The organism is Chitinophaga sp. 30R24 (assembly GCF_049056765.1).
In the GTDB taxonomy this organism is placed as follows: domain Bacteria; phylum Bacteroidota; class Bacteroidia; order Chitinophagales; family Chitinophagaceae; genus Chitinophaga.
Map to the genome: position 1 here is coordinate 141958 of NZ_JBJGXX010000009.1, position 24382 is coordinate 166339.

The window sequence follows — 24382 nt, forward strand, 5'->3', positions numbered from 1 at the left end:
GAAGGCGCCTCAAACGTTTGAGGCGCCTTCACTTTATTTTGCCTTATGGGCCAGTAATTGATTTAGTAATTCCGACAAACTGACTACACCGGTAGCAATTACCTCATCTCCTGCACCATAGTAAATGTAGAGCGCATCCCCTTCCAATACAGTACCAGTAGGGAAACAAACATTATCTACATCTCCCCGGACCTCCCAAACCCTTTCCGGCACTAGAATGGGGTGCGGCAACCGCGCAATCTCCTTACGTGGATCTTCCAGGTCCATGAGGGCCGCGCAACCTACATATACATATCCTTCAGTTGTTTGGTGCACACCATGGTAAATCAATAACCAACCATATTCCGTTTCTACTGGCGGGCAACCAGCCCCCACATAACTGTGTTCATGCGGGTACCTGGGGGTAAGAAACAGGTGATCTTGAAAGTGCAGGTAATATTCTTTCCAAAAATCGTATGTTAACTCCGACAGGTCATTTACACATACCAGCTGCACATCTGGTTTGATGCGGTGCAGGAAGTATAGTTTACCCTGAATCCTCCTGGGAAAGAAAACGACATCTTTATCCCATAGCATCTTATTAATACTGTTGTAACGTGCATACTTTTCATTAAGCGGGCCCTGCGTGGATGCCAGGCGTATAAATTCATCATAATGCATTTGCGCGCCCAACAAACCTTTTTTCTCGAATGTTACGCCATCAGTAGAAGTGGCCAGGGCCGCACAAGCGGTAACACCGTCGTAGGCAGTGTAGGTAAGATGAAACACATCATCTATCCTCACTACCCGGGGATCTTCCAGGCCCTTTGCTTCATAATCGTTTTCCGGTAACAACAACGGTTTTTCCAACCGCTCTCCTACGGTTAAGGGATTGCTCAGTTTACAAAACCCGATGCTGGAGTGATTCCCATGCTGCACGGCCCTGTAATAAAGGAATATTTCATCATTTACCCGGATGGTAGCGGGATTCAATACTCCTTCATTTTCAAAATCCTGTGTAGTTGGTTTCAGGAGGATGCCTTCTTTTTTTATCCGTATCATAATACTGGTTTCCGATATTGGATAATCTACTAACAACAGTTAAAAGATAATGTTTTTTATAGATCTGCCCTGATACATTAATTTCCAGGTAACCAGCCACAGAGCCTGCAGAAGGGGTAGTTTTTTTATCAGTAAGGAAAATGGTGGAAGGTACTTTAAAGGGAAAGATAGGGAACTGTTAATAACAAAAAAGGACGAATCAGTTATACACTGTATCCGTCCTTTTGTGACCTCATCTGGATTCAAACCAGAAACCTTTTGATTCGTAGTCAAATGCTCTATTCAGTTGAGCTATGAAGCCATTCTCTGTTTGAGATTGCAAATGTAATACATTTTTTAATCCTAACAAATTATTTTTCAACTTTTTATACCTGATAGCTTTTCTTCAAGTATTTTTTTTTGATAGAAAATGCCGCAGGAAGCTGCAGCATTTTCTTTTTTTGTGACCTCATCTGGATTCAAACCAGAAACCTTTTGATTCGTAGTCAAATGCTCTATTCAGTTGAGCTATGAAGCCATTTCCCTGTTTGGGATTGCAAATGTAGGATTTATTTTAAATTCAGCAAAAAAAATAAAATTTTTCCAAAAAAAAATACGGCAATGATTATACGGATATATACAGCGCTGTTATTTCTGATAACGATTACATTGCCACTGGTTATTTCCGTATAGCCGATGTAGTTACATAAGCGCATCTGCTCCCACTCTACTTCTCGCGTCACCAGAACTTGTACTTAAAACCAGGTGTGGGTACCAATTCTTATCATTAACATAAAAATAAATATTATATACTATAAAAACATTATCTTTATATTTAAATTGTATTCCCCATAGGACCATACGTATAAATACGCATTTTACAGAGAAACCTACGGAATCAGCCCCTGGATAAAAATATATGAAAATAATCAGAATGCAATATAATAGCGGTTTAGCTCTAAAAAGCCATTTTTTACACCTGGCACTCCTTGTTAATGCATACTTGGATATCTGGTAATTTATAATAATTTTACCTCATAACTAATACATTAACACCATGGGTAATTCTACAAAAAAAACTATTTCCTCTGATACAGGGGCCTTTATTTCATTAGCAGAAATGAAAACACTTACCAAAAATCATGACGATGATCATGCAAACCAAAAATCTTTTGACTCCCACGTGCGGGCCATGTGCTTTGGTAAAGATAAAATAATAGAACTACTGGACCAACCAGGTGCGGTAGCTTTAAGAATTTATTACGGTATTAAAATCGATACAGATGGCGACGGTATTAAAGAAAAGAAAATGATCCTGGTAGCGGTAGACGAACATGGTAACGATATTGTACCTTCAGAAACACCTGCTGTTGCACCTGCAGATGGCATTGTATCAAAAGCTATGGCTATGGGTAAAATACTGGATTCAGGCCTTCCTTGCCCTCAGTTCTGTTCAGGATCAGAGGATCCAAAACCCTAATAACCCTAACCACAATAGACATACGTGAATATTACAATATTTTGGATTATTTACTGCACAATGACGGGGGTCGAATGTTTAGTTTTGATCCCCTTCATTATAAACCATAAGCTACTTGATACAGCATCCAGATGCATATTATACTATATTATCAGTAGCGTCATCTTTGCTGTTGGTTCTTATTTCCTTCAAAAAATCATGGGCAATAATATGTGGTTTCTAAGTATCATGCACTTTGCCCAGTTTATTATCCTGTCTGCTTTTTATTGGACTTGCGTAAAAAACAGCGCGATGAAGACAGTGATAAAACTTATGCCGGTAGTGATACTTGGTGTTTTTCTTGCAGACATATTCTATCTCGAAGGCGTAAGCGCCTATAATTCCATTTCAACCGGATCTAAAAACTTCGTTATACTTATTTACAGCATCTATTTATTCCTCCAAACCTTATGGGACAAAGATCTCATCGAAAAATCCATTTACATTAATACCCTGCCCATATTCTGGTATAATGCCGGCTTTTTCATATTCTCCTGTACAGAATTTTTCTTTTCTATCAGTTATAACTTTGTACAAGGACAACAAACAAGCGAAAGCAATATGAGAATGATCATTACTACCCTATGCATTAATTGTATCATAGGCACATTATCCATGATACTTCAGTATATTGGCCTCTCAAAACTAAAAAAATTGAGATATGCAGACTGTTGATATTATTGTAATTGGTACTACAGTAATGTTAATGCTGGGTGTAATTGTGATCATACTCGTAATGCTCCAACAAAAACAGGTTATTCAACACAAACTGGTTATCCGCGATAAAGACCTCCAGTTACAACGGGAACGACTCATCGCGGTACTCCAGGGGCAGGAACAGGAAAGAAAACGGATCGCAGAAGATCTGCACGACGAAGTAGGCGCTCAGCTATCGGTATTAAAACTCAACCTTGGCGGGCTTCAACCCCTGCTCAAAACTGGCAATGGCGAAACTGAACGACTTAAAGAAACAAAAGAGTTTACGGATACAATTATTCAACAACTACGGTTCATCTCCCAAAGTCTCCATCCCCAAGCCCTGGAAAACCTTGGACTGGCGCATGCGCTGGACTCCTTCTGTAACCTGATCAACAAAAACAGACAAGTAAAGATTACCTTCAACGCTAACGGTAATGGCCAGGGGGTAGACAAGGAAAAAGCACTGAACGTGTACCGTGTTATACAGGAATTGATCAACAATATCCTAAAACACGCACAGGCCAGCCAGGTGCTCATCTCCTACCATACCACTCCATCGGTGCTCACTATCCGGATGGAAGACAATGGAAACGGCGCCTTGTTATCTTCCCTGGCCGATTCCAAAAAGAAAAACGGTAGCCTGGGACTTAAAAATATTGAGAGCCGCCTCAATATTATCGGTGGAAGTATTACCTTCACCCCAGGAACACCACAAGGTACTATCGCTACGATCAGTGTAGAGAATTATCAGATGCCCGCACAGAATAGTTGATACTTATGTTGTTTTATTACTAAATTGCCATCCGGTTGTGTTGAACCCGCTTATAACAACATGACTCATAGTAATTTATTCATAATAAAATAATACAAATTATTAACTGTCCCTTTATGGCACACATAAAAGTGGCTATTGCTGATGATCACAAGATCTTTCGCAGTGGAGTGATCAACACCTTAATTCCGTACGAAAATATCCGCTTCGTATATGAAGCGGATGATGGTCAGCACTTACTTCAACTGATGACTACAGAACAACCGGATGTAATCCTGATGGACCTTAAAATGCCTAATATGGATGGTATTGAGGCTACCATTAAAGTAAAGGAAACATATCCGGACGTTAAAGTAATTATATTGACCATGTACGAAGATGATAACTTCATCGTACACCTGGTAGAAAACGGCGCCAATGCTTACTTATTAAAAAATGCAGAACCGGAAGAAATTTATGAAGCTATCTGTACTACGCACGATAAAGGATTCTATTTTAATGAGAATGTAAATCTCGCATTGCTCAAAAAAGTATTACACAAAAACAAACAGCAGTTTAAACCAACACTTAAAAACGAAATACAGCTCAACGAACGGGAACAGGAAGTATTAAAGCTGATCTGCAATGAACTAACTACCCAGGAAATCTCTGAGCAAATATTTCTGAGCCCACGCACGGTAGAAGGCATCCGCCAGAAATTACTGGAAAAAATCAATGTCAAAAACAGCGTAGGCCTTGTATTGTACGCATTCCGTAACGGAATCATAGAATAGTATTTAAATACCCACCTTTAATATGAAATCTATTAAAACCTTTGCCGCCACAGCAGGCGCCATGCTGCTGCTGTACGCAGGCACCACCCTGGCACAGGGAATTAAAACACCTGCACCCAGTCCTACTCAAACCATTAAACAAGACTTTGCTTTGTCTGCCGTGGAACTGAGCTATTCCCGTCCGCTTAAAAATGGCCGGGTAATCATGGGCGACCTCGTACCTTACAACAAAGTATGGAGAACAGGCGCCAACAGCGCTACCATCATTACTTTCGGGGAAGATGTGAAATTTGGTGGCGTTCCGGTAAAAGCAGGTAAATATGGTTTATTATCTATTCCCGGCCAGCAATCCTGGACAGTGATCCTCACCAGCAGCCTGGACGTAACCAGCCCTGCTGCGTATAAAGCAGAAAACGACATCGCCCGTGTGAAAGTAACGCCGGTAGCGATGCCATTTAGCCAGGAAAGCTTTACCATCGAATTTGAAACGGTAACTGCTAATTCCATGGTACTGTCTATAAACTGGGACAAAACAAAAGTGCCTGTAGTAATCACTGCCGACATCGATGGTAAAATTATGTCGCAGCTCAATGAAGCGATGCTATCTGACAAGAAGCCTTACTTCCAGGCAGCCTTATACTATTTTGAAAACGGTAAAGATCTTAACAAAGCTGTAGAATGGGTTAACGAAGCGGCCAACCAAGCTCCAGACGCTTTCTGGGTATGGTACCAAAAAGCCCGTATCAACGCGAAAGCTAAAAATAATGCTGTAGCAAAAGAAGCTGCACTGAAATCCATCGAACTGGCTACTACCGCCAAAAACGACGACTATGTAGCGCTGAATAAGAAGTTACTGGCTAACCTGAAATAAGTAAGGTATGTCTCGTCCTTGATCGTAGCATGGGATTCCATGCTACGATTTTTGTTTTATAGGATTTGATGTTGAGATTCCTTTAAGGAGGCCCGGCGGCAACTCTGTTCAAGTTGATAACTGCAAGAGCAAATATCCTGGTTTCAACTTAATTTAATGCGTACCGAAGCTTAATGCCGATACTAAACAGCACCTCTTTTTCCTCACTGATAATGTTATCTAGAACTATAAAACTAAAAGGCTTTTGATAAATAACAAAACCCCGGTCGGCGACCGGGGTTTATCTCGAAGCAGTTTACTTTACAACCTATTAATTAATATTGTCTGTCGGATTAAATATTATCTCTATGCCTATTGTAGGAATTGCCTAAAAAATTAAGCCTTTAATAGAATCAGGTAAATTACTCTCAAGTATTGACTTACTTTTTATGTAAAGAAATTCACCATTTTTCTTATCCCAAGAATACTTATCTATTTGCATTAAAAGTTGATCATCCTTGTCCATCGTATTTGTAGTATAAGCAAAGATATTACCAACACTATCTATAAAACAAATGTTATTTCTAACAACAAGTTCATCAAATTTTTGGCTACCCGTATTAAAACAAACCTGTTTCAGTATCCCATCTTCCAATTTAAATACTTTTAAATGGGCACGCCTTGCCATCATGGGATCGTCAACCATAACAATAACTTCTGGTACCCCATTCTTATCATAATCAATTAACGTTATGCTATCTTCTCCATTCCTGTCGTTCTGTATAGGAATAACACCACTTCCCTCTATCTGTATACTACCCCCTCTAAAATTCAAAAATACAGAATCCCCTTCCACCCTATAAGTTGCTTTATCAAGCTTACTTACGGCATTAGAGTCTATTACAATTTTAGTACTTTCCCGTACATTTTCAGGATTATTCTCCTTTAGCTGCCGCTCATGACAAGAACAAACCATTATAGCGGCACAAAAAATAAATTGATAATATTTCATTTAACTTTATTTAAACCATCGTTAACTAATTCAATGGAAGGCTGCGCAATTGTAGCTTGTTTTATAGCCAGTGTTTCCGGCCTGTTAGGAGCCTTAGCTGTTACGGCATATTCATTAAGCATAATAGTTCCATAAATTTTCTCATCCTTTAACTCGCCTTTCTGTTTCGTAGAAACTTCCAATTTACCATTACCAAACTTATTATAACCCTTAGTCGCATAGCCCGAAAAAGCCACTATTTGATCTTCATAATCCGGAGCAGTTGCATAGCTTCCCAATTTACCATTTTGAAGCCCTTTCGCAAAACCTTCTGCAGAACCTGCCAAATTTACTAGATTTTGATATGCGTCAGGAAAGTTCTTTTGAAGTTGTCCCAGATAATCATTTATCGCCTCATTCATTGTATTATAAGCTCTAAAATTATCAACTATTGTTATTTTTTTCCCTTGTTTAAATTCAGTAGTTGTAATTGCTACCGAACCCGCTGTTCCCTTACCTTTAATATTAAAAATCGCATTTCCTTCCCACATCTTCTTTGCATCGCTACTTTGAGGACTATATCCTTGTTCAATAATAACTTGTCCGAGTACAAACATAGCATTCTTCAAAGGAATATCTTTAGTAGTCAACGCATTTACTAAAGGAGTACCAATCTTGGCAAAGAAGCCTTTCTTTTTTTCGTCAACAGGTATAGGGGCTAAACCATCCTCATCCACCATCCAAATTGGATTATTCCCTGCAAAAGTATAAGGCGATTGCCAAGGAAACTTATTTATTAACGGATCCACACTTAAAAACCTCCCCACTCTTGGATCATAAATTCTCGCTCCAAAATCAATCTCATTTCCCTCCCCCTTCACTTCATTATCATTCTCCTTCCCATTAAACCCATACCTATACCTACCTCCCACACTCGTATAAACATCCCCTCCGACCGACTCTATAGAACCATTCAACACAAAATTATCTATCCGGAAAGTTCCCTGGTTACCTGTCCGGTTACTTAAGGTAAGCTCAATGGTTACTTTTCCTTCCAGTCCTTTCACTGGGCTGGCTACAGGCAAGGTACCGGTTGACCTCATCACATGCGACCCGCCTGATACATCCACGTAAATAGTGTCTGCACCTGAGGCAGGTGAAGGACTTACCGGGATACCGTTAATCGTCATGCTCCAGTTCTGGTAACCTGTATAACTGCTACGGTTATAAAAACTGAATGAGTTTACGTTCATCCGGTAGCCCGCATCTACGTCGAAGGTGAGGGTGAGAGTACTCGTTTCCGGAGCAGAAGACGATAACGCCAGGGCATGGCCCCCATTGCTGACACCCGCATAGGTAACCCAGGCAGTATCCCCGGTACGATCGTTCGCCCAACTACTGTTGCTGATATAAGCATGGGTAACAAGCAAGCCCGCATAAGGTTTACTATAAGGGGACGCTTCAAAATCATGCAGGTATTCTCCGATTTTTAAACTTACACACTTATTGAAATAGTCCCTTTTAAATGCATCAACCCAATCTATTAGCTCTCCATTATGTCTTCAACGCCTTTAATAAGATATTTGCCAATCGTCTCATTATATCTTCACATTGCTGACTATTATTTCTTTTATCAACAAATTCCAATTTTATTCCAAAATATACATGATATGAAAGTATAAAACCAATAGCATCATATTTAAAACTATAATATAACGAATCAATATCATCTACCTTTGTAAAGGTAAAATTCAGTTCTCGTTCTGCATAATCAGCTAACTCATAAAACAATTGAAAATCACAGTCATCTACCAATACTACCTGTAAGTAGCCATTATCTTTATTTATAAGCTTCTCTTCCATAATTTAAAATCTAGTTTGAACCATGCGCTTTATTAACTGCCTCATTAGTTCTCTTTGAGCCATCAATAATCCCTTGATAGACCTTATTTAACAAATCGTCTCCACTTAAATTTGGATTCTCCTTTAACATTCTGTCTTTATTTTTATTAAACAGTAACTCAAAAGAAGGTTTGGCATTTCCATAATTGCCAGCACTCATAGCCTCAGCTTTTTGCTTCAATTCTGGACCAGAAAGCTCTCTTGCAAAATCTTTTGCTTCATTTCTTATATCAAATGCCTTTTTAGCTTTTAATTCCAAAGTACTTAGTCCTTTAATCTCCTCGTCAATCGTCCCAATAATTGCATTATAAGAATTACGCGCAATGCCCCCTAATTCTGCCTCAGACGTTATCCCTTTAGCCACTAGTTTCTCATATCCTTTTCTTCCCATAGTGGCAAAATCATCTCCAACCCCAGGAACATCTGGCCCATCATAACCTCCAATAGCCGAAACAACTGTCACAGCAACACCTGTAGCTGATTGAGGTATACCGCCAGCGGATTGCCATGAGGATCTCTTACATACCACGTCTTTGTACTTACTCCTCCTTGAAAATATTCCTTATAAACCCGGTTACCAGAGCCATCATATTTATATGACAAAGAACTTCCATCACTAAACGTAATCTGACGGATCTTACCATAAACAGACCATACAATGTTGCTGATATGGGCCGACTTATCGCTCAGCAAATTACCAAGATCATCATAAAGATAATTGTCGGCTACCATATTATCAATATCTGATTGATAAACATCCGGGGCCACTGCATCCTGTATATGCCGTAACCGGTTCAACGACAGGTTACCCGCATCATCACGTGGATAGGCATAACTCAAATCATCCATGGCAAGACTCGTATCCCTGGTGCCATTACGCTTGTAGGTCAGGATGTTACCATTGCCATCATAGGTAATATCTTCTTTGTGATCTTCTACGATCTGTGAGCTACCCCAACTGCCCATACCCGTAGTTAGTTGATGCTGGCGCATACGAACCAACCGGTTCAGCTGATCATAACGGCAACTATAACCAACAGGATGGCCATGATTGATTTTATCCAATGCAAGGGTGGTATGGCTGATGTTACCATTGTAAAGAGGCTGGCCGGTCTGATCAGTACTATTACCTACATACTTTACCCCAAAGGCAGTAGCACTGCCATCTATTGGACGGTAGTCTCCATTAAAATAATCCAATGAATAAGCCATCACATCACGCGAGATGGTACAGGTAAGCCCATCTTCTCCGCCATCCTGGCCCATTTCTGATGTAGGAAGGAGCTGAACACCATTAATCCCTTTTAACCAACCTTGAAGCGTATAGGCGTAATCGATACCCTACACCCCTTGCTGACCAATTACAGTACGCGCTAATGGGCCATGAAGATAATAGCCATAATGCGCATCCCTCTTAGGGCTTTGTAGCGTCCAGCCATCTCCCGCATGCGCGATTCCGGAACTGGCATCTACCAAACGGTTTTCTGCATCATACTTGTAATTGTAAAGAAACTGGTCGGGCTTATTTCGCTGGTAACGTACCGCATTTACCTTACCACTTACCAGGTCGTAACTATAATCCAGCTGTTTTAACTCATAAAGACCATATACACGTTGCCACAACGTTTTTACATTACCCGTTGGATCATAATTATAGTAGGTACCTTATTATAATGCACATCAGGTAGATATTTCTTTCCCCTCAGAATGTTCGTTTTTCGGATTATCAATGTACCCCTGAAGTAATTCTGGAGCAAATCGTCCAGACTGAATCATTTATCATTTATAAGCAGAAAAGTATAACCCCCTAAACTTTATATCCACTTGATCTAACCTACTTTTCTGAATATTATATCTCAATGTAAAATTCCACATTATCATGACATTGCATAATAAATCACGATTCTTCTTTACAATCAAAAAAACTTCACCGTAAATTCATAGCTCATAAAAATATTCTTGATTTCTAATATAAAATTAGAAATGTTCTGATCCACTATCTTATCATAATTAACAAAAGCTATTGTACTCCCATTCTGATATCCATTATTCATATACAATTCTGTTAAACAATCCTTAAACGTATGAAGATCATAACCAAAATATCCCTTTTCCCCCAAAAACTCTGAAGCGACCAAATAGTAAAAGTCCAATTCTTCACGTGTTAAAGAAACATCTATTTGGTATATTTCCTTTTTTAAGATTCGCGTACTTAAACTAGAATATATCAAACACGCATCGTTATAGTCGCGCTTCATTTGAGAACCAATTGGCAGACTAAACCAATTAAAAAAAGTTTCTTTCTGCCATATATTAAAAATATTCACTAAGCCTTGTTCATACTCTGGGGGAGAATTATGAAGCTCCCCATAAACCCACCAATTTTTCTCTGGTAAATTCCCTTCTCCAAAATTATAAACAACAACTTTAAATTCTGCTATACCTCTTTTATACCCGGAACCAGTACTTACCCAAATACTCACATCAATTGAATTATCACATAAATCGATATCTTCCTAGTACTTTATTCCGGAAAAGAGTAGCTTTCTTCCAGAATTAATTGCTAGAGGATCAAGCCATACATAATCGCAAGTCATAATAGTCCTTCCTTCTAAACTCAACAAAACTTCCATTACATTAACTTATATTCATTTTTATTAAGAAGCTGAATTAGGGCGTTGACGTTATTGGTTTAAATTCGTGAATATTTTTATAATGATCCGTTGAATACCCAAATTTATACGTCGGTTCACCTGTTACTTGATTTGTCCCTGTCTGTAATTTAAGAATTCTAACCTCATTTTGCCTTTCGGGAACATCAACCTGATATTTTCTAAAGCTCCTGCCCATTTGGGATTCTCACGCCCCTCATACACTGTGACGTTCTACCAAAAAATGAGACAGTTTAAAAATAGAGAAAATGGGCAATTATTTATAACTTTAAAAAGAAGATAATTGTCATGAAAAAATCTAAATTTACAGAAGCACAAATTGTATTTGCTCTCAAGCAATCGGAGACAGGAGTTACAGTGAGTGAAGTTTGTCGAAAGATGGGGGTGAGCGAAGCGACTTTTTACAATTGGAAGAAGAAGTATGGAGATCTTGGTGTAACTGAGCTTAAAAGATTAAGGCAGTTGGAGGAGGAAACTTTTAAGTTGAAGCAGATCGTGGTGGACCTTAGTCTGGACAAGCAAATGCTGCAGGACGTGCTAAAAAAAAGTGTTTAACGCGGATTCAGATAAAGAAGCATGCACAGTATCTGATATCAGATTACAAGGTGGCTGTAAAGCGAGCTTGTTCGTTGGTTAGGTATGCCCGTTCAAAATGGTATTATAAATCTAAAAGGAAGAGTGATACACCTGTCCGGCAGCGAATAAAAGAGATTGCAGCAACGAGAGTTAGATACGGTTATAAGAGAATTCATATTCTTCTGCGTAGAGAAGGTTGGAAAGACAATCGTAAGCGGGTGCATCGCATCTATAAGGAAGAGGGGCTCAATCTTAGGAGCAAACGTACACGCAGAAGCAAGGCAGCGGCTCATCGCCTGGAACGGCCAGGCTTAACTGGAATTTACCAGTGTTGTTCAATGGATTTTGTAGCAGATCAGCTGTTTGACGGACGGAAATTCAGGACCTTAACTTTAGTAGATAATTTTAGCCGGGAATGCCTGGTAATCGGGGTTGGCCAATCGATAAAAGGCATTGATGTGGTAAAAATTCTTGAAGACTTAAAACATCAGAAAAACATTATTCCCCGGCGCATCCAGGTGGATAACGGAAGTGAATTCATTAGCAAAGACTTTGACAAATGGGCTCATGAAAATAACGTAACTTTAGATTATTCCCGTCCGGGGAAGCCCACTGACAACGCGTTCATAGAATCGTTCAATGGCAGTTTCCGGGATGAATGTCTGAATGTGAATTGGTTCCTGTCTCTTGAGGATGCACAAGAGAAAATTGAACAATGGTGCCAGGAGTACAACAATTTTCGCCCTCATAGTTCGCTTAATAACTTAACACCAAACGAGGTCGTTGAAAGACATAAAAAGACCCAAAATCTCTAATTTACCGTGTCCAGGATTGGGGACAAGCTCAATTGATTTTCTCTATTTTTAAACTGTCTCATTTTTTGGTAGAACGTCAATATCTAACATGGAGTCATTTGGTAAAAAATTGAGAGAGTGTAGGGAGGCCAAAGACTTATCCCAGAAGGAACTCGCCAACCTTCTTAATACTTCTTATTCTGTTATCGGTAAATATGAGCGAGATGAGATGCTACCCTCTATTGAAGCTGCTAAAAAAATTGCCAAACTAATTGATACTACAGTTGGATATCTGCTTAGTGAATCTAATGATATGAACGTACTTAAAGATACCGCGATGCTTAAGCGGCTTAATGATATTAATGCACTCCCTGAGAAGGATAAACGTTGCATTCTATACACATTAGACCACCTACTTGCTTCCGTTAAAACGCAAGAAACCTATAAATAATAATACTAAAAACGGATCCAAACTGGGCATTTAGTTCCAATCCGTTTTTAGTAAAGAGGCCCTAACATTCAACTAGGCTTCATTTGTATATTTAACTGATGAGATAAAGGTAAAATGACTCGATCCTCAATTAATGGTAAATCAAGGTAGATATTACCATTATTCATTAATATATTATGTTCTCCCGACTTCCCAATCCCTTCAAGATAGTCATGCCCCTCAAATATCTCACAATATAACCCACCTGCAGAATACTTATACCGCAACACTATGTAATCCCCTAACTTTTCCAAGCTATCAAACCTTGATAAAATAGACCTCAAAAAAACAATATCTATGCGCTCTGTAAATAATGTACCACTCCGCGTGAAATTAATTTTTATTTGATCTCCACCATCTGCACTCTCAATAAAAATCAAATCATACACACCACCCACTTTCTTAAAAACAAAACTCCGGGTAGTGTCGTTAACCAATACAGACACCCTAAATAGGGTATCTGTTGGAAAAAAAGTACTAGATAAGTAAAAGTTCATGCCAGATAGTTCCAAAATTGAATCCACTCTAATCAACCTTCCCGCATTGTAATATTTAATAGATTCAAATTTATCATTAACTGTACTGGCAATGAGTTTAATACTTGACATGCAATTACTATCTGGTCGCAATTTTTCATAATTAAAACTGCAAAACACAACTACCTTTACCTCTTTTTGACATGCAAAAAAAGTAGATATTAATAACAAAAAATAACCGACTTTAATGAGACTCCGCATTGCCCAAAATTGATTGAAAAGATGGTAATGGTTTATCAACAGGTTTAACAGCTGACGAAGGAGACAAAATATATGGAGACCCTGTTTTATTAAGGCCAAGATTTCCAATATTTGTCTTCACACTCCCAGAAGGAAGCCCTACTAACCACTTGCCAGCATTTTGCACAGCCATATCATAATAAGACGCATTGTGCTTATCCTTCACCATTGGCGAGACACCCATTGGCACTCCCGTAAATGAAACACTGTATCTCAGAGAACTCTCACCTTGATTCCCGTAAACAGGACGATTTACTATCCCTGAAAAAGTTTTCAAATAGCTTTCCCCTTTTAACTGAGGAGCACCAATGAAACATCCTAATAAAATTAAATTACCTTCTGGGGCAATATAATTAGAGAATTTTTGAAAATCTTCAATATTATTGATCAAATCATTCTCGCGATAAAATGTGTGATTCATAGACATCGTTTCAATTTTTCAGACCTCTGATCTGATGCATAATGTTGTATTCTAATTCTCTCTTTTAGTGGATCATAAGATGTTTCAACTTCATCCCAATAGGGCGTTTTGGGTGAAAGGGAAACCACTACTTCAACAGGTGTTTTGTCACGTAGAGAACTATGAGCTCTGTACCAGTTATAGTAGTGTTGCCAGTCCTTCAGCAGTTCTTTTAATTTAGGATCCTTTAGGGATACCGTAGAGTAAAATTCATCCAGATCGGTTCTTTGAGTTCGATCCACTTTCCCATTTAAGTATGGCGAGTATGGCTTGATTGGTCGGAACTTTATGCCATATTCCATAAGCGTTTCCTGAAACTTATAGGAGAAAAACTCACGACCGCGATCTGTTTGTATTCTCTGGATTGGAAATGGCATTTGCTCTAGCATCACCTCTAAAAAGAACAAAGTGTTGGTTGCTGTTCGTCTTGAATAAAGCTCTATAACCTTAGACCTACTGCAGTCATCTATGGCAGTGTATTCATATAGGCCAGGAGCTATTTTGCAAACATCTACCTGAACCCGGTCACCAGGTGTGGGACGATTATATCTGGTTATTTTCTTTCGGTAGATTCGCTTGAGCGAAAGGTATTGTTTATTATGCTTTTCGAGAACCTTATGAATAGATGCTAAAGAAAGATGGATACTATGAAGCCGTTTGAGTTCACTGGCAATTCTACGATGCCCCAACTTACGGTCATTACGCAGGCTTAATATGATTCCTTCATGGTATGCAGTAATTTTCTTGCCTGGAGAGTTTAAGGGCTTACGGCTAAGTTCTGTTAATCCATCCTCTCCGAACAATTCAAATCGCGTTAACCATTTCCGAAGTGTTGGCCTTGAAATACCACATTTCAAACAGGTTTTTCCTGCATTTTGACACTGCTGATATAACTTGATCCATCCTAGTCGTTTGCGAACTAATTCATCCATAATAAATGACTATTACAACGAGTATGGCATAACTACCATGTTACCAATATTCCATACAAATATATTGAAACGATGTCTATGAATCACACACAGGTGCAGCATAGCATGTTCCCTGCAGGTCACTGCCGCAGCAAACAAGGTTTCTATTTCCCCCACGGTTAAAGGTTCCCGGTGGTCGCGTCCAGGGCTTTTAAATTTCAGCACACTAACCGGATTACTCATAATACCTCCGGTTTCAAGCTGCCAGCTAAAAAATACCTTTAACGCATATACGTAATGACTGATCATCATTTCGCTTAAAGCGCCCCCTTCACCACGCTTTAGCGGCCGTTCATGCAGCCATTCATAAAACACGCTAATATCTACTGGCTGGATCTGCTGTATACTGCTATACTGCCCATACTCCAAAAAGTCACGGATACACGCAGGCAGCATACTTTGCGTAGTGCTACTGTATCCCAGTACGGACAGATAGCTTTTAAAGCTATCTACGATCGGGTACATAAATAATGATATTATTTTGTGATAAAATAAAAGGAAGGGTTAACGATATGGTGATTTCGGTATAGGTATGACGTTGTTCTAAAAAGGGGCCTTGAACAGATTTCCGGGATAAGGGACAATCATATATAATCCTTTGCTGTACTGGGTTTAATTGTCCCAGGATTGTCCCATATTATCCCAACTTCAACTTTTGCAACTGATCGGATAACAATGTTTTTACTTTGGAGCGCTGTAACCCGTGGTTATCCATATAATCTATACGATAACGGACCTTCCGCAGATTTTTTGCATAGTCACTTACCAGGTATTCCAGCGTTTGCAGCTGGATAAAATAACGACTGCATTGAGAGCGGCTGATACGTAATGATTGCCTGACTTCCCGTTGTGTAAACCAATATTCTGTTACATGGCCCTCTGATGCCTTATGCAGGTATACTTTCAACTGCTCATAGAACTGACGAAGACTGCCGTCGAGTTCATCCACTTTTAATATAATACTATCGAACATGATGGCTACGGCCGTTTCAAGATCAGATACCGCTGTAATTAAACGGCCTTTGTCATCCATACGACTGGTTTGCTCTGTGCTTTCATCAACGGCCAGCAAAAACACACGGCTCATATTATCCTCATAGATCTCTCCCCGCGTAGTACAGGCCAGAGAGGCAATAGGACCTTTTACCGTTTTCTGGCCGCTGGTGATCTGTCCATTATCCAACTTGATACTGGTAGCACTGTTCAGCTCTCCGTTGCTCTGCAACTCCCGGAACGCGAACTCCGCCTCTTCGCTTAACCCGTCTATATCCTCCAGGCATAACAACCGGTTGATAAAGTAATGCTCAGGATAGTTATACAACACCTTATCACTAACGCGGGTTAGCTTGGTAACTTTCTCCTGCGGGATGCAATCTGATATTTGTTTTAACAACCGGGTCTTCCCACTGCTGCTACTTCCTTGTATCAGCGCGTGCAGGGTTTCGGGCATATTATAACTAATGGCGATCAGCAGTAAGAATAAACGGTTCGTTTCCTCTCCTACTATACCCGCCTGCCCTAACAGATCATTTAATCTGGTGATCAGATCCGGTGCTTTTAAAAAACTTTCGGCCGCTGTACGTTCCTGTAGCGTAAGAGGATACACACCTGTAACAGACCCATTATCCCCACCTGATTTAATAAAATCCTTTTCCCGGTATTCGTCCAGCAGATCCGTTAACCGGTATAGATCCCCTTCCAGCAAGGATTTATCAAGCAATAGTTTTTCGCTCACCTCTCTGCTCAGTTTCTCCACCTGCTTATCTTCGTACAGGTCCAGCTTGTTATGGCTTTTCTGACTGTTATCCTTTCGTTCTATCACCAGTGTTACTTTCATACTATCCAGCTGCTTGCTGATGCCACCCTGCACATAATAAGATACACCCTCTGTACTATAGCACAGTTTATAAGGATTCGCAGTATCCAGACCACCAGGTGATGGCCTCTTTTCAGCAGCCACTGTAGCGGATTCCGGTGTTTTACTTTCAGATGAAAGAAAAAATTCTTTGCGTTCACTAAGCAGGTGAACAAAAATATCCGGTTCATGGGATAAGCCCATGCTGTTAATATCTTCACCAGCAGGAACGGTAAGCGTTGTAATAACAATATGCGGCAGATGCTCACGCAGCGCTGCCGCATATTTAGCCACCGCCTTACTACCTGCCTCGTCACCATCAAAGGCAAAAATGATTTCCTTTAAGGCTGGCAAGGATTTAACTGCCGTCCAGTGTTCCTGTGTAAAACCATTGGTTCCGTAGCAGGATAATACACTGTAATCCTTTGTAATAACGGGTTGTTGTAATAAAGTGGCAGCATCTATAATCGCTTCGGTAAGGATTAAACGCTCAGTTTCTGCTTTAGGATAGCCAGGATACAGACCCCCACGCTCTTTTAAATAAAAGTGTTTCTGATCTTCATCATTAATCGTACTGCGGAAGTACAGACCACACACCTGGCTACTACGATCACGCAACGCGAACACTATACAGTACTTGGCAAAAGGTTTATAAGCCTGCCCGCCATCTCGGCTATTGGTTCCCCACGGCGATAACAACCCTACGGCTACACAGCAGCGGATAAAGGTTTCGTCTCTGCGGCTGCCATGATGGAACTGCGCCGTATTATAACCGATCTCCAGACTGGTAGCATCCAGCCCACGGTTTCTTATATACTCCTGGGCTGGTTTACTATGATGAACCGCATTCTTAAAATAGATAAACATATTGCCCAGTATATCTATACCAGACGGTGAGGCAAGAGGGCTTTCAGTTACAGTGCCGCCGCTTAATTGTTTGCACTTCTCAATAGCTTCATGTTTGCTGCAGCTGTCTTTATGCATAACAAAGTCGATTACATCCAGTGCCTTGCCATGTGTTTTGCAGTTAGAACTAAAACAATAACAGGTATGCGTTTTATAATACACCTGCAGGCTCGGCGTTTTATCATCATGGAACGGGCAGTGTAAACGCAGGTGCTTATCAGGTTTGAGCCCGTAATGCTGCAATACGGAAGATAATGTCAGCTGCTGCTTGATCTCCTGTATATTCATTGCGCCAGCTTTTTCAGCGTCTGCTTCATTTCTTGTAAAGCAGATTTATATTCATGCGCTGCCTGCTCCGTACCTTCCAGTGGTTCTATGATCAACAGCCTGTCATGGGTGGTAATCTTTACCATATCTCCTACTTTAAAACCCAGTTCCTCCAACCACACACCACTGATATTGAGCCACGGTACTACGGTATGATTACCTGATTGATCCCGGTGTTTGGGCTGAAGTTTGATTTGTCTGTTATTGCTTGTCAACATAAAAAAATATTTTTTCACAACAAATGTGTTGCACACATAACATATCAATCTTAATTCAACAAGACCTTTATAGTTTGATTACAATATTTATGTTTCCTACATTTGCCAAAACACCATTTTAACCGTTGTTTTTACTACACATATGAAGCAGGTTACTTTCGGCAAAAGGCTTACTGAAGTGAGAAAGGCTTACTGAAGTGAGAAAGGACAAAAAATGTCCCAAGAGGAGATTGCTAAAAAAGTAGGGGTACATGGTGCCGTAATTGGCAGATATGAACGCGATGAAGTAAAACCTTCTATTGAGATGGCTGCCCAGATCGCTACCGCACTCGAAGTTTCTCTTGATTACCTGGTAGGCAATACAGATCTTCTACTTGACCAAACTATCCTGGACAGAATAATGGATATACAAAAATTAAATGACCAGGATAAAGCTGATGCCTTTAAACTACTAGACATGTTTATACGTGATGCTAAGGCTAGACATACTTATCATAAATAGAAAACCCAGCCGAATCGGCCGGGTTTCTATTTATCTGAAAAATGGTTATTATAAGTTTAAGTTATCTTAGTCTATTTAAGTATAGTTTCTCTAATGCCATTAACAATGCAGATCCCATTTCAAAAAAAGCTGCATGTATACTCACATCTCTCACGGTTTGTTCTGTAAATTTTAGTAATCTCCTATCCAGTAAACTCCCGTAACTCCTGATAACAGATAAATCTAATTCATAATAATCATTCAACTTTTCTAAGCGAATAGTTAATGATGGTCCATAATCGTCTTCATTTTCAAATTCAATAACCATTAATTCAAAAATATACTCTTTCCTATTTTCTTCCAGGTGACGTTCTTCTCTAAAGTATATATCAGTCGTTTCTGATAACTTGTTGTTTAAATCAACAGACATAGAACAAATTTCTTCTTCTATTATTTGAGCTATTTCATTATTCATAAATATTACTTTTTCTTTCCAGAACGAGAAACATAGGTTTCCTCAACTCTTGCCTTTTTCAGTATCTTAGTTAAAAGATGCGCTTCTCGCTTCTTAGCAACAACATCAGGCCGTGAAGCGGCCCATATTTTTAATGCCTTTTCACTCTTAGGTTTAATACCAACATGTGATCCATCTACACTCAGTTCGAAACCAAGGGCCTTAAGCTTCTTCACACTTAGTTTTTGCACCTTTCCTCCCTCTCCCATTGTTGCCGTGAGTGGATCTTTAAACGTTGACAAACCGCCTTTAGGATCATAATAGTTATCATCTTTACCTGGCCGTGGTGTAAAGTTACCATCGGTAAAGTTACCTCCTCTGTAAATATAAGAGTCATCCTCTTTATCATCTTTCTTAGTAGGTGCTTGCTTAGGATCAAATTGACGTTGTGGGTTAGCCTGAGGTTGTGGTGCAGTACTTGGCTTGGCCTGTGATTGAGATACTGTTGTTGCATCCGGATTCTTCAAAAAAGGAATCCTTGGTATTATAGGCATAGGCTCAAATGAAGTCCAATTAAATGGTAACTCTTGCCATAGACCACCACGGCCAATTTGCATATTACCCAGTGCCTGGCCCAATCCAGCACCTTCAAATGTACCTCCAACCTCCGCTCCTGTTTCTATCATCTCCTGCACAGAAAACATTGGAGGATCCATAGCAAACATTGGAAATATAAGTTCTTCCGCTCCATCAAGATCAATAGCCCCATATAGGCTTATTCCCTGCGAACTGATATGGTGTATACCATGGAAAATGTTGCGTTAATGGATCTACAGATAAGAACCTTCCTAAACGTGGATCATAAATCCTCATCCCATAATCCTGCTGATTCCCCTCTCCCTTCACCTCATTATCATTCTCCTTCCCATTAAACCCATATCTATACCTACCTCCCACACTCGTATAAACATCCCCTCCGACCGATTCTATAGAACCATTCAACACAAAATTATCTATCCGGAAAGTTCCCTGGTTACCTGTCCGGTTACTTAAGATAAGCTCAATAGTTACTTTTCCTTCCAATCCTATCACTGGGCTGGCTACAGGCAAGGTACCAGTTGACCTCATCACATGCGACCCACCTGATACATCCACGTAAATAGTGTCTGCACCAGAGGTTGGTGAAGGACTTACCGGGATACCGTTAATCGTCATGCTCCAGTTCTGGTAACCTGTATAACTGCTACGGTTATAAAAACTAAATGAGTTTACGTTCATCCGGTAGCCCGGATCTACGTCGAAGGTGAGGGTGAGAGTACTCGTTTCCGGAGCAGAAGACGATAACGCCAGGGCATGGCCACCATTGCTGACACCCGCGTAGGTAACCCAGGCAGTATCCCCGGTACGATCGTTCGTCCAGCTACTGTTGCTGATATAAGCATGGGTAGCCGGCAAGCCCGCATAAGGTTTACTATAAGGAGACGCTTCAAAATCATGCAGGTACAGCGCTACTGGCTGCGAAGGGCTCCCTACAATCGGTGCCGGAGAAGTTGGCGATGAAGTAGTGTCATCCCTCAGGTTAAACTGACGACCGGGTAGCTGCATCCCAAACGGCGCATAGTCGTTTTCGTTATACACCGTTGCAGCCTTACCCTGACGTGCATCTGAGATCGTGGCCACAACATTACCCAGGTGGTTGCTTAACTCATAACGCGTAAGGTTAAACTGACTCCATAAACTACTGGCATTACCTATGGTACCGCCGCTAACCACCATATTGGGTAGCCACATACCTAGCCGGGTACTGCCATACAGGTGTTGCTCGCGCCAGTAAACACTTACTCCATTGATACTACCATATACCGCCAGCGGATTGCCATGAGGATCTCTTACATACCACGTTTTCGTACTTACTCCTCCTTGAAAATACTCCTTATAAACCCGGTTACCGGAGCCATCATATTTATACGACAAAGAACTTCCATCACTAAACGTAATCTGACGGATCTTACCATAAACAGACCATACAATGTTGCTGATATGGGCCGACTTATCGCTCAGCAAATTACCAAGATCATCATAAAGATAATTGTCATCTGCCATATTATCAACATCTGATTGATAAACATCCGGGGCTACTGCATCCCGTATATGCCGTAACCGGTTCAACGACAGGTTACCCACATCATCACGTGGATAGGCATAACTCAAATCATCCATGGCAAGGCTCGTATCCCTGGCGCCATTACGCTTGTAGGTCAGGATGTTACCATTGCCATCATAGGTGATATCCTCTTTGTGATCTTCTACGATCTGTGAGCTACCCCAACTGCCCATACCTGTAGTTAGTTGATGCTGGGGTAGTCCCCATTAAAATAATCCAATGAATAGGCCATCACATCACGCGAGATGGTACAGGTAAGCCCATCTTCTCCGCCATCCTGGCCAATTTCTGATGTAGGAAGGAGCTGAACGCCATTAATCCCTTTTAACCAACCTTGAAGCGTATAGGCGTAATCGATACCCTGCACCCCTTGCTGACCAATTACAGCACGCGCTAATGGGCCATGAAGATAATAACCATAATGCGCATCCCTCTTAGGGCTTTGTATCGTCCAGCCATCTCCCGCATGCGCGATTCCGGAACTGGCGTCTACCAAACGGTTTTCTGCATCATACTTGTAATTGTAAAGGAACTGGTCGGGCTTATTTCGCTGGTAACGTACCGCATTTACCTTACCACTTACCAGGTCGTAACTATAATCCAGCTGTTTTAACTCATAAAGACCATATACACGTTGCCACAACGTTTTTACGTTACCCGTTGGATCATAACTATAGTAGGTACCTTGTTCCTCTGTACCTGCTGTCTCTGAATAAACAGAGGCGGAAACCCGCTTGCGGAGGTTATCCTGGGGATATTGAGCAGCGCTCAATACCGGTTGGTCATAGTACGTTTTGGTGATCTGACTGTTAACACCACTAGTCTGAAACTGGGCAGCTACAGCGCTGGCCAGGTAAGCAGGCATTCCTAAGTCTAAACCATTTTTCTTCTCTCCTACCTCCACTATCCTACCTAACACATCATATTTAGTATAGCTATACTGACCCTTGCCTTTTAACTGGTTGGCATTGCGGGAAGCAATAAGCCGGCCTATCTGATCGTACCAGAAATAACTATCCCCTCCATCTGGTGTAGACTGGCGCACTACCTGACCCAGTGAGTTATAGGCATATGCCGTGGTTAATCGATGACGGGGATAAACAGACACCGTCTGCACTTCTACCGTACTGCTGCGAGCGTACAAAAACACCCGCCAGGGCTTTATGGTGAGTAGCAGGGACGTGTTATTCCGAAGCAATGTCACTAGCCTTTAATACGTTTTATATCTGCCTTTGACATGGATTTGATGTGGACTTGATCGCCTTCTGATCCGTAGTCAGATGCTCATTATAAAAGTGATGTATTGGATTTGCAACAGAAAAATGGACAACTTATTAAGCTGCTTTATTTAGAATAGATTTACTAAATTCTTCGGGGGGTAAATACCCTAATATTGAATGTATTCGCTGCCTGTTGTACCATATTTCGATGAACTCAAACATCTCTTTTTTTGCAACATTTATTGAACCATATACAGTATGGTGGCCGGTTTGATTTAAGGATCTTGAAGAAATTTCCCATTACTGCATTATCCCAACAGTTACCCTTTCTACTCATACTTTGTTGTACGGAGTTGCCTTTAAGCAGATCTCTGAACTCCTCACTGGCATATTGTACACCTCTGTCTGAGTGAAAAACCATATTTGGAGCCACCGATCTATTTCTAATCGCCATATTCCAGGCAGTAACAATAGTCTCTCTGGTTCTCATACCAGTACTCATTGACCATCCAATAATCTTTCTGTCAAACAGGTCCATGATTGCTGTTAAGTAAAGCCATCCTTTTTTGTCCGGATGTAAGTCAGATCAGAAACCCATTTCTCTGAGGGTGCCGTGGCAGTAAATTCTCTATTTAGGATATTGGCAGACACTTCCAGTTTATGGTTGGAATCTGTCGTGCATACTTTGAACTTGCCTCTAATAATACTGCGAAGCCCTTTGTCCTTCATGATCTTGGCCACTCTGGGTCTGGAGGCATGCAATCCCATAGACCTAAGTTCGGCAACTATTTTAGGGCTCCCATATCGGCCTTTGCTTTTGTGATAGATATCTTCAACTCCTTTGCAAAGCATTTGCCTGTCCATGGAAAGTTTTGATGGTTTTCTTGTACACCAGGCATAATAACCACTACGGCTTACTTTGAACAGCTTGCACATCTTCTCGACATCAAATTCTGCCTGATGGTCCTTTTTTATGAACCTGAATATTTGTTGTCTTCCCTGGAGAAAATGCTCACTGCCTTTTTTAATTCGATTTTCCATTTCTGCTTCATGGAGTGCTTTCTTCAGGGTTTGGATTTCCTTCTGCTCTGGTGTCAGACCCTGTTTGCCTTGGCCAGGAAAACTACGGCTATCATGCACAATGAACTCTCTGGTCCATCGACGAAGCATGCCTACGTCTATACCCAAATCTTTTGCAACAGTTACGGCGGCCTTGCCACTTCTGTGCAATTCTACTGCCATCAATTTGAAGGATTTGTCATAACTCCTTCTTTCTTTTTTACTCATTGCTTTCAAAGTTAAGAAATGAGCTTAACTATATGTCCACTCAAAGGTAGCAGTTCCACTTGGGAATGTATCAGAGGCTTGTAAGGTATTAGGTTACAGCCGAGATAGTTTCTATCGTTTTGAGAAATTGTATGCAGAAGGAGGCGAATTAGCCTTGAAAGAGATCAGCCGAAGTAAGCCACTATTAAAAAACAGAATACCAGAA

Annotated in this window: 29 protein-coding genes, 2 tRNA genes and 1 pseudogene; 9 read left to right on the plus strand and 23 right to left on the minus strand. The window is 40.6% G+C overall.

The genetic code is table 11. The features are described from left to right. Positions 1-33: 33 nt before the first annotated feature. The 3 genes from ACDQ55_RS17250 to ACDQ55_RS17260 form a co-directional block, all read right to left on the minus strand. The gene (locus ACDQ55_RS17250; protein ID WP_420982702.1) at positions 34-1041 is read right to left on the minus strand and encodes a hypothetical protein; all 1008 of its coding nucleotides are present in this window, start codon (positions 1039-1041) and stop codon (positions 34-36) included. 227 nt (positions 1042-1268) lie between these two features. After that, positions 1269-1342: transfer RNA gene (locus tag ACDQ55_RS17255), tRNA-Arg, on the minus strand. 142 nt (positions 1343-1484) lie between these two features. Continuing rightward, positions 1485-1558 (minus strand) — tRNA-Arg (locus tag ACDQ55_RS17260). Between the two features lie 519 nt (positions 1559-2077). Between ACDQ55_RS17260 and ACDQ55_RS17265 the strand changes: the two genes are divergently transcribed. From ACDQ55_RS17265 to ACDQ55_RS17285, 5 genes are all read left to right on the plus strand, one after another. After that, positions 2078-2500 (plus strand): hypothetical protein, encoded by a 423-nt coding sequence (locus ACDQ55_RS17265; RefSeq protein WP_420982703.1) that lies wholly within the window; start codon positions 2078-2080, stop codon positions 2498-2500. Between the two features lie 291 nt (positions 2501-2791). Further along, a complete protein-coding gene (locus ACDQ55_RS17270; RefSeq protein ID WP_420982704.1) occupies positions 2792-3214 on the plus strand; it encodes a hypothetical protein in 423 nt (140 codons plus the stop codon). After that, the gene (locus ACDQ55_RS17275) at positions 3201-4010 is read left to right on the plus strand and encodes a sensor histidine kinase (protein WP_420982705.1); all 810 of its coding nucleotides are present in this window, start codon (positions 3201-3203) and stop codon (positions 4008-4010) included. Before ACDQ55_RS17270 ends, ACDQ55_RS17275 begins: the two co-directional genes overlap by 14 nt. Positions 4011-4126: 116 nt before the next feature. Further along, positions 4127-4783: a response regulator gene (locus ACDQ55_RS17280; protein ID WP_420982706.1), complete on the plus strand. Its 657-nt coding sequence runs from the start codon at positions 4127-4129 to the stop codon at positions 4781-4783. Positions 4784-4805: 22 nt separating this feature from the next. Continuing rightward, on the plus strand, positions 4806-5654 hold the full coding sequence (locus ACDQ55_RS17285) for a DUF2911 domain-containing protein (RefSeq protein WP_420982707.1): 849 nt from the start codon (positions 4806-4808) through the stop codon (positions 5652-5654). Between the two features lie 367 nt (positions 5655-6021). Here the strand turns inward: ACDQ55_RS17285 and ACDQ55_RS17290 are convergent, their stop codons facing one another. The 7 genes from ACDQ55_RS17290 to ACDQ55_RS17320 all read right to left on the minus strand — a co-directional run bounded on the left by ACDQ55_RS17290 (position 6022) and on the right by ACDQ55_RS17320 (position 11009). Continuing rightward, positions 6022-6645: a hypothetical protein gene (locus ACDQ55_RS17290; protein WP_420982708.1), complete on the minus strand. Its 624-nt coding sequence runs from the start codon at positions 6643-6645 to the stop codon at positions 6022-6024. Then, complete coding sequence (locus ACDQ55_RS17295) at positions 6642-8054, minus strand: glucosaminidase domain-containing protein (RefSeq protein ID WP_420982709.1); 1413 nt, start codon at positions 8052-8054, stop codon at positions 6642-6644. The genes ACDQ55_RS17290 and ACDQ55_RS17295 overlap by 4 nt, the downstream gene beginning before the upstream one ends. Before the next feature lie 124 nt (positions 8055-8178). After that, a complete protein-coding gene (locus ACDQ55_RS17300; protein WP_420982710.1) occupies positions 8179-8487 on the minus strand; it encodes a hypothetical protein in 309 nt (102 codons plus the stop codon). 10 nt (positions 8488-8497) lie between these two features. Continuing rightward, on the minus strand, positions 8498-8989 hold the full coding sequence (locus ACDQ55_RS17305; protein ID WP_420982711.1) for a hypothetical protein: 492 nt from the start codon (positions 8987-8989) through the stop codon (positions 8498-8500). Then, positions 8986-9792 (minus strand): hypothetical protein, encoded by an 807-nt coding sequence (locus ACDQ55_RS17310; RefSeq protein WP_420982712.1) that lies wholly within the window; start codon positions 9790-9792, stop codon positions 8986-8988. Before ACDQ55_RS17310 ends, ACDQ55_RS17305 begins: the two co-directional genes overlap by 4 nt. A gap of 75 nt (positions 9793-9867) precedes the next feature. Beyond that, entirely contained in the window at positions 9868-10149 is a 282-nt protein-coding gene (locus ACDQ55_RS17315; protein WP_420982713.1) for a hypothetical protein, read from the minus strand. A gap of 293 nt (positions 10150-10442) precedes the next feature. Next, the gene (locus ACDQ55_RS17320) at positions 10443-11009 is read right to left on the minus strand and encodes a hypothetical protein (protein WP_420982714.1); all 567 of its coding nucleotides are present in this window, start codon (positions 11007-11009) and stop codon (positions 10443-10445) included. Between the two features lie 477 nt (positions 11010-11486). Here ACDQ55_RS17320 and ACDQ55_RS17325 point away from each other — a divergent pair. Further along, a protein-coding gene (locus tag ACDQ55_RS17325; RefSeq protein WP_420982715.1) for an IS3 family transposase occupies positions 11487-12589 on the plus strand; the annotation gives its coding sequence in 2 pieces (ribosomal slippage) (positions 11487-11750 and positions 11753-12589; 1101 coding nt in all). An 88-nt stretch (positions 12590-12677) separates the two neighbouring features. Beyond that, entirely contained in the window at positions 12678-13019 is a 342-nt protein-coding gene (locus ACDQ55_RS17330) for a helix-turn-helix domain-containing protein (RefSeq protein WP_420982716.1), read from the plus strand. A 68-nt stretch (positions 13020-13087) separates the two neighbouring features. Here the strand turns inward: ACDQ55_RS17330 and ACDQ55_RS17335 are convergent, their stop codons facing one another. From ACDQ55_RS17335 to ACDQ55_RS17360, 6 genes are all read right to left on the minus strand, one after another. Beyond that, the gene (locus tag ACDQ55_RS17335) at positions 13088-13795 is read right to left on the minus strand and encodes a hypothetical protein (protein WP_420982717.1); all 708 of its coding nucleotides are present in this window, start codon (positions 13793-13795) and stop codon (positions 13088-13090) included. After that, entirely contained in the window at positions 13779-14261 is a 483-nt protein-coding gene (locus ACDQ55_RS17340; RefSeq protein WP_420982718.1) for a hypothetical protein, read from the minus strand. The genes ACDQ55_RS17335 and ACDQ55_RS17340 overlap by 17 nt, the downstream gene beginning before the upstream one ends. Then, positions 14252-15226 (minus strand): IS481 family transposase, encoded by a 975-nt coding sequence (locus ACDQ55_RS17345; RefSeq protein WP_420982719.1) that lies wholly within the window; start codon positions 15224-15226, stop codon positions 14252-14254. Before ACDQ55_RS17345 ends, ACDQ55_RS17340 begins: the two co-directional genes overlap by 10 nt. A gap of 12 nt (positions 15227-15238) precedes the next feature. Beyond that, positions 15239-15730 carry a hypothetical protein gene (locus ACDQ55_RS17350; RefSeq protein WP_420982720.1) on the minus strand — a complete coding sequence of 164 codons (492 nt, stop codon included), beginning with the start codon at positions 15728-15730 and terminating at the stop codon, positions 15239-15241. 172 nt (positions 15731-15902) lie between these two features. Continuing rightward, positions 15903-18314, minus strand: a complete 2412-nt coding sequence (locus ACDQ55_RS17355) for a CHC2 zinc finger domain-containing protein (protein WP_420982721.1) — start codon at positions 18312-18314, stop codon at positions 15903-15905. Continuing rightward, a complete protein-coding gene (locus tag ACDQ55_RS17360; RefSeq protein WP_420982722.1) occupies positions 18311-18571 on the minus strand; it encodes a SymE family type I addiction module toxin in 261 nt (86 codons plus the stop codon). The genes ACDQ55_RS17355 and ACDQ55_RS17360 overlap by 4 nt, the downstream gene beginning before the upstream one ends. Before the next feature lie 214 nt (positions 18572-18785). Here ACDQ55_RS17360 and ACDQ55_RS17365 point away from each other — a divergent pair, with 214 nt between their 5' ends. Further along, positions 18786-19073: a helix-turn-helix domain-containing protein gene (locus ACDQ55_RS17365; protein WP_420982723.1), complete on the plus strand. Its 288-nt coding sequence runs from the start codon at positions 18786-18788 to the stop codon at positions 19071-19073. A 61-nt stretch (positions 19074-19134) separates the two neighbouring features. Here ACDQ55_RS17365 and ACDQ55_RS17370 read toward each other — a convergent pair whose 3' ends face one another. The 7 genes from ACDQ55_RS17370 to ACDQ55_RS17400 form a co-directional block, all read right to left on the minus strand. Beyond that, positions 19135-19527, minus strand: a complete 393-nt coding sequence (locus tag ACDQ55_RS17370; RefSeq protein ID WP_420982724.1) for a hypothetical protein — start codon at positions 19525-19527, stop codon at positions 19135-19137. Positions 19528-19532: 5 nt separating this feature from the next. After that, positions 19533-20231 (minus strand): hypothetical protein, encoded by a 699-nt coding sequence (locus ACDQ55_RS17375; protein WP_420982725.1) that lies wholly within the window; start codon positions 20229-20231, stop codon positions 19533-19535. Between the two features lie 31 nt (positions 20232-20262). After that, complete coding sequence (locus ACDQ55_RS17380; RefSeq protein WP_420982726.1) at positions 20263-21843, minus strand: RHS repeat-associated core domain-containing protein; 1581 nt, start codon at positions 21841-21843, stop codon at positions 20263-20265. An 8-nt stretch (positions 21844-21851) separates the two neighbouring features. After that, positions 21852-22868 carry a hypothetical protein gene (locus ACDQ55_RS17385; protein ID WP_420982727.1) on the minus strand — a complete coding sequence of 339 codons (1017 nt, stop codon included), beginning with the start codon at positions 22866-22868 and terminating at the stop codon, positions 21852-21854. A gap of 136 nt (positions 22869-23004) precedes the next feature. Then, positions 23005-23184 carry an IS3 family transposase gene (locus ACDQ55_RS17390; RefSeq protein WP_420982730.1) on the minus strand — a complete coding sequence of 60 codons (180 nt, stop codon included), beginning with the start codon at positions 23182-23184 and terminating at the stop codon, positions 23005-23007. Beyond that, positions 23105-23428 (minus strand): DDE-type integrase/transposase/recombinase, encoded by a 324-nt coding sequence (locus ACDQ55_RS17395; protein WP_420982728.1) that lies wholly within the window; start codon positions 23426-23428, stop codon positions 23105-23107. Before ACDQ55_RS17395 ends, ACDQ55_RS17390 begins: the two co-directional genes overlap by 80 nt. 8 nt (positions 23429-23436) lie before the next feature. After that, entirely contained in the window at positions 23437-24177 is a 741-nt protein-coding gene (locus ACDQ55_RS17400; protein WP_420982729.1) for an IS3 family transposase, read from the minus strand. A gap of 58 nt (positions 24178-24235) precedes the next feature. On the opposite strand from ACDQ55_RS17400, the pseudogene ACDQ55_RS17405 reads away from it, so the two are divergent. Further along, positions 24236-24382 (plus strand): annotated as a pseudogene (locus ACDQ55_RS17405) (helix-turn-helix domain-containing protein); the annotation flags it as partial.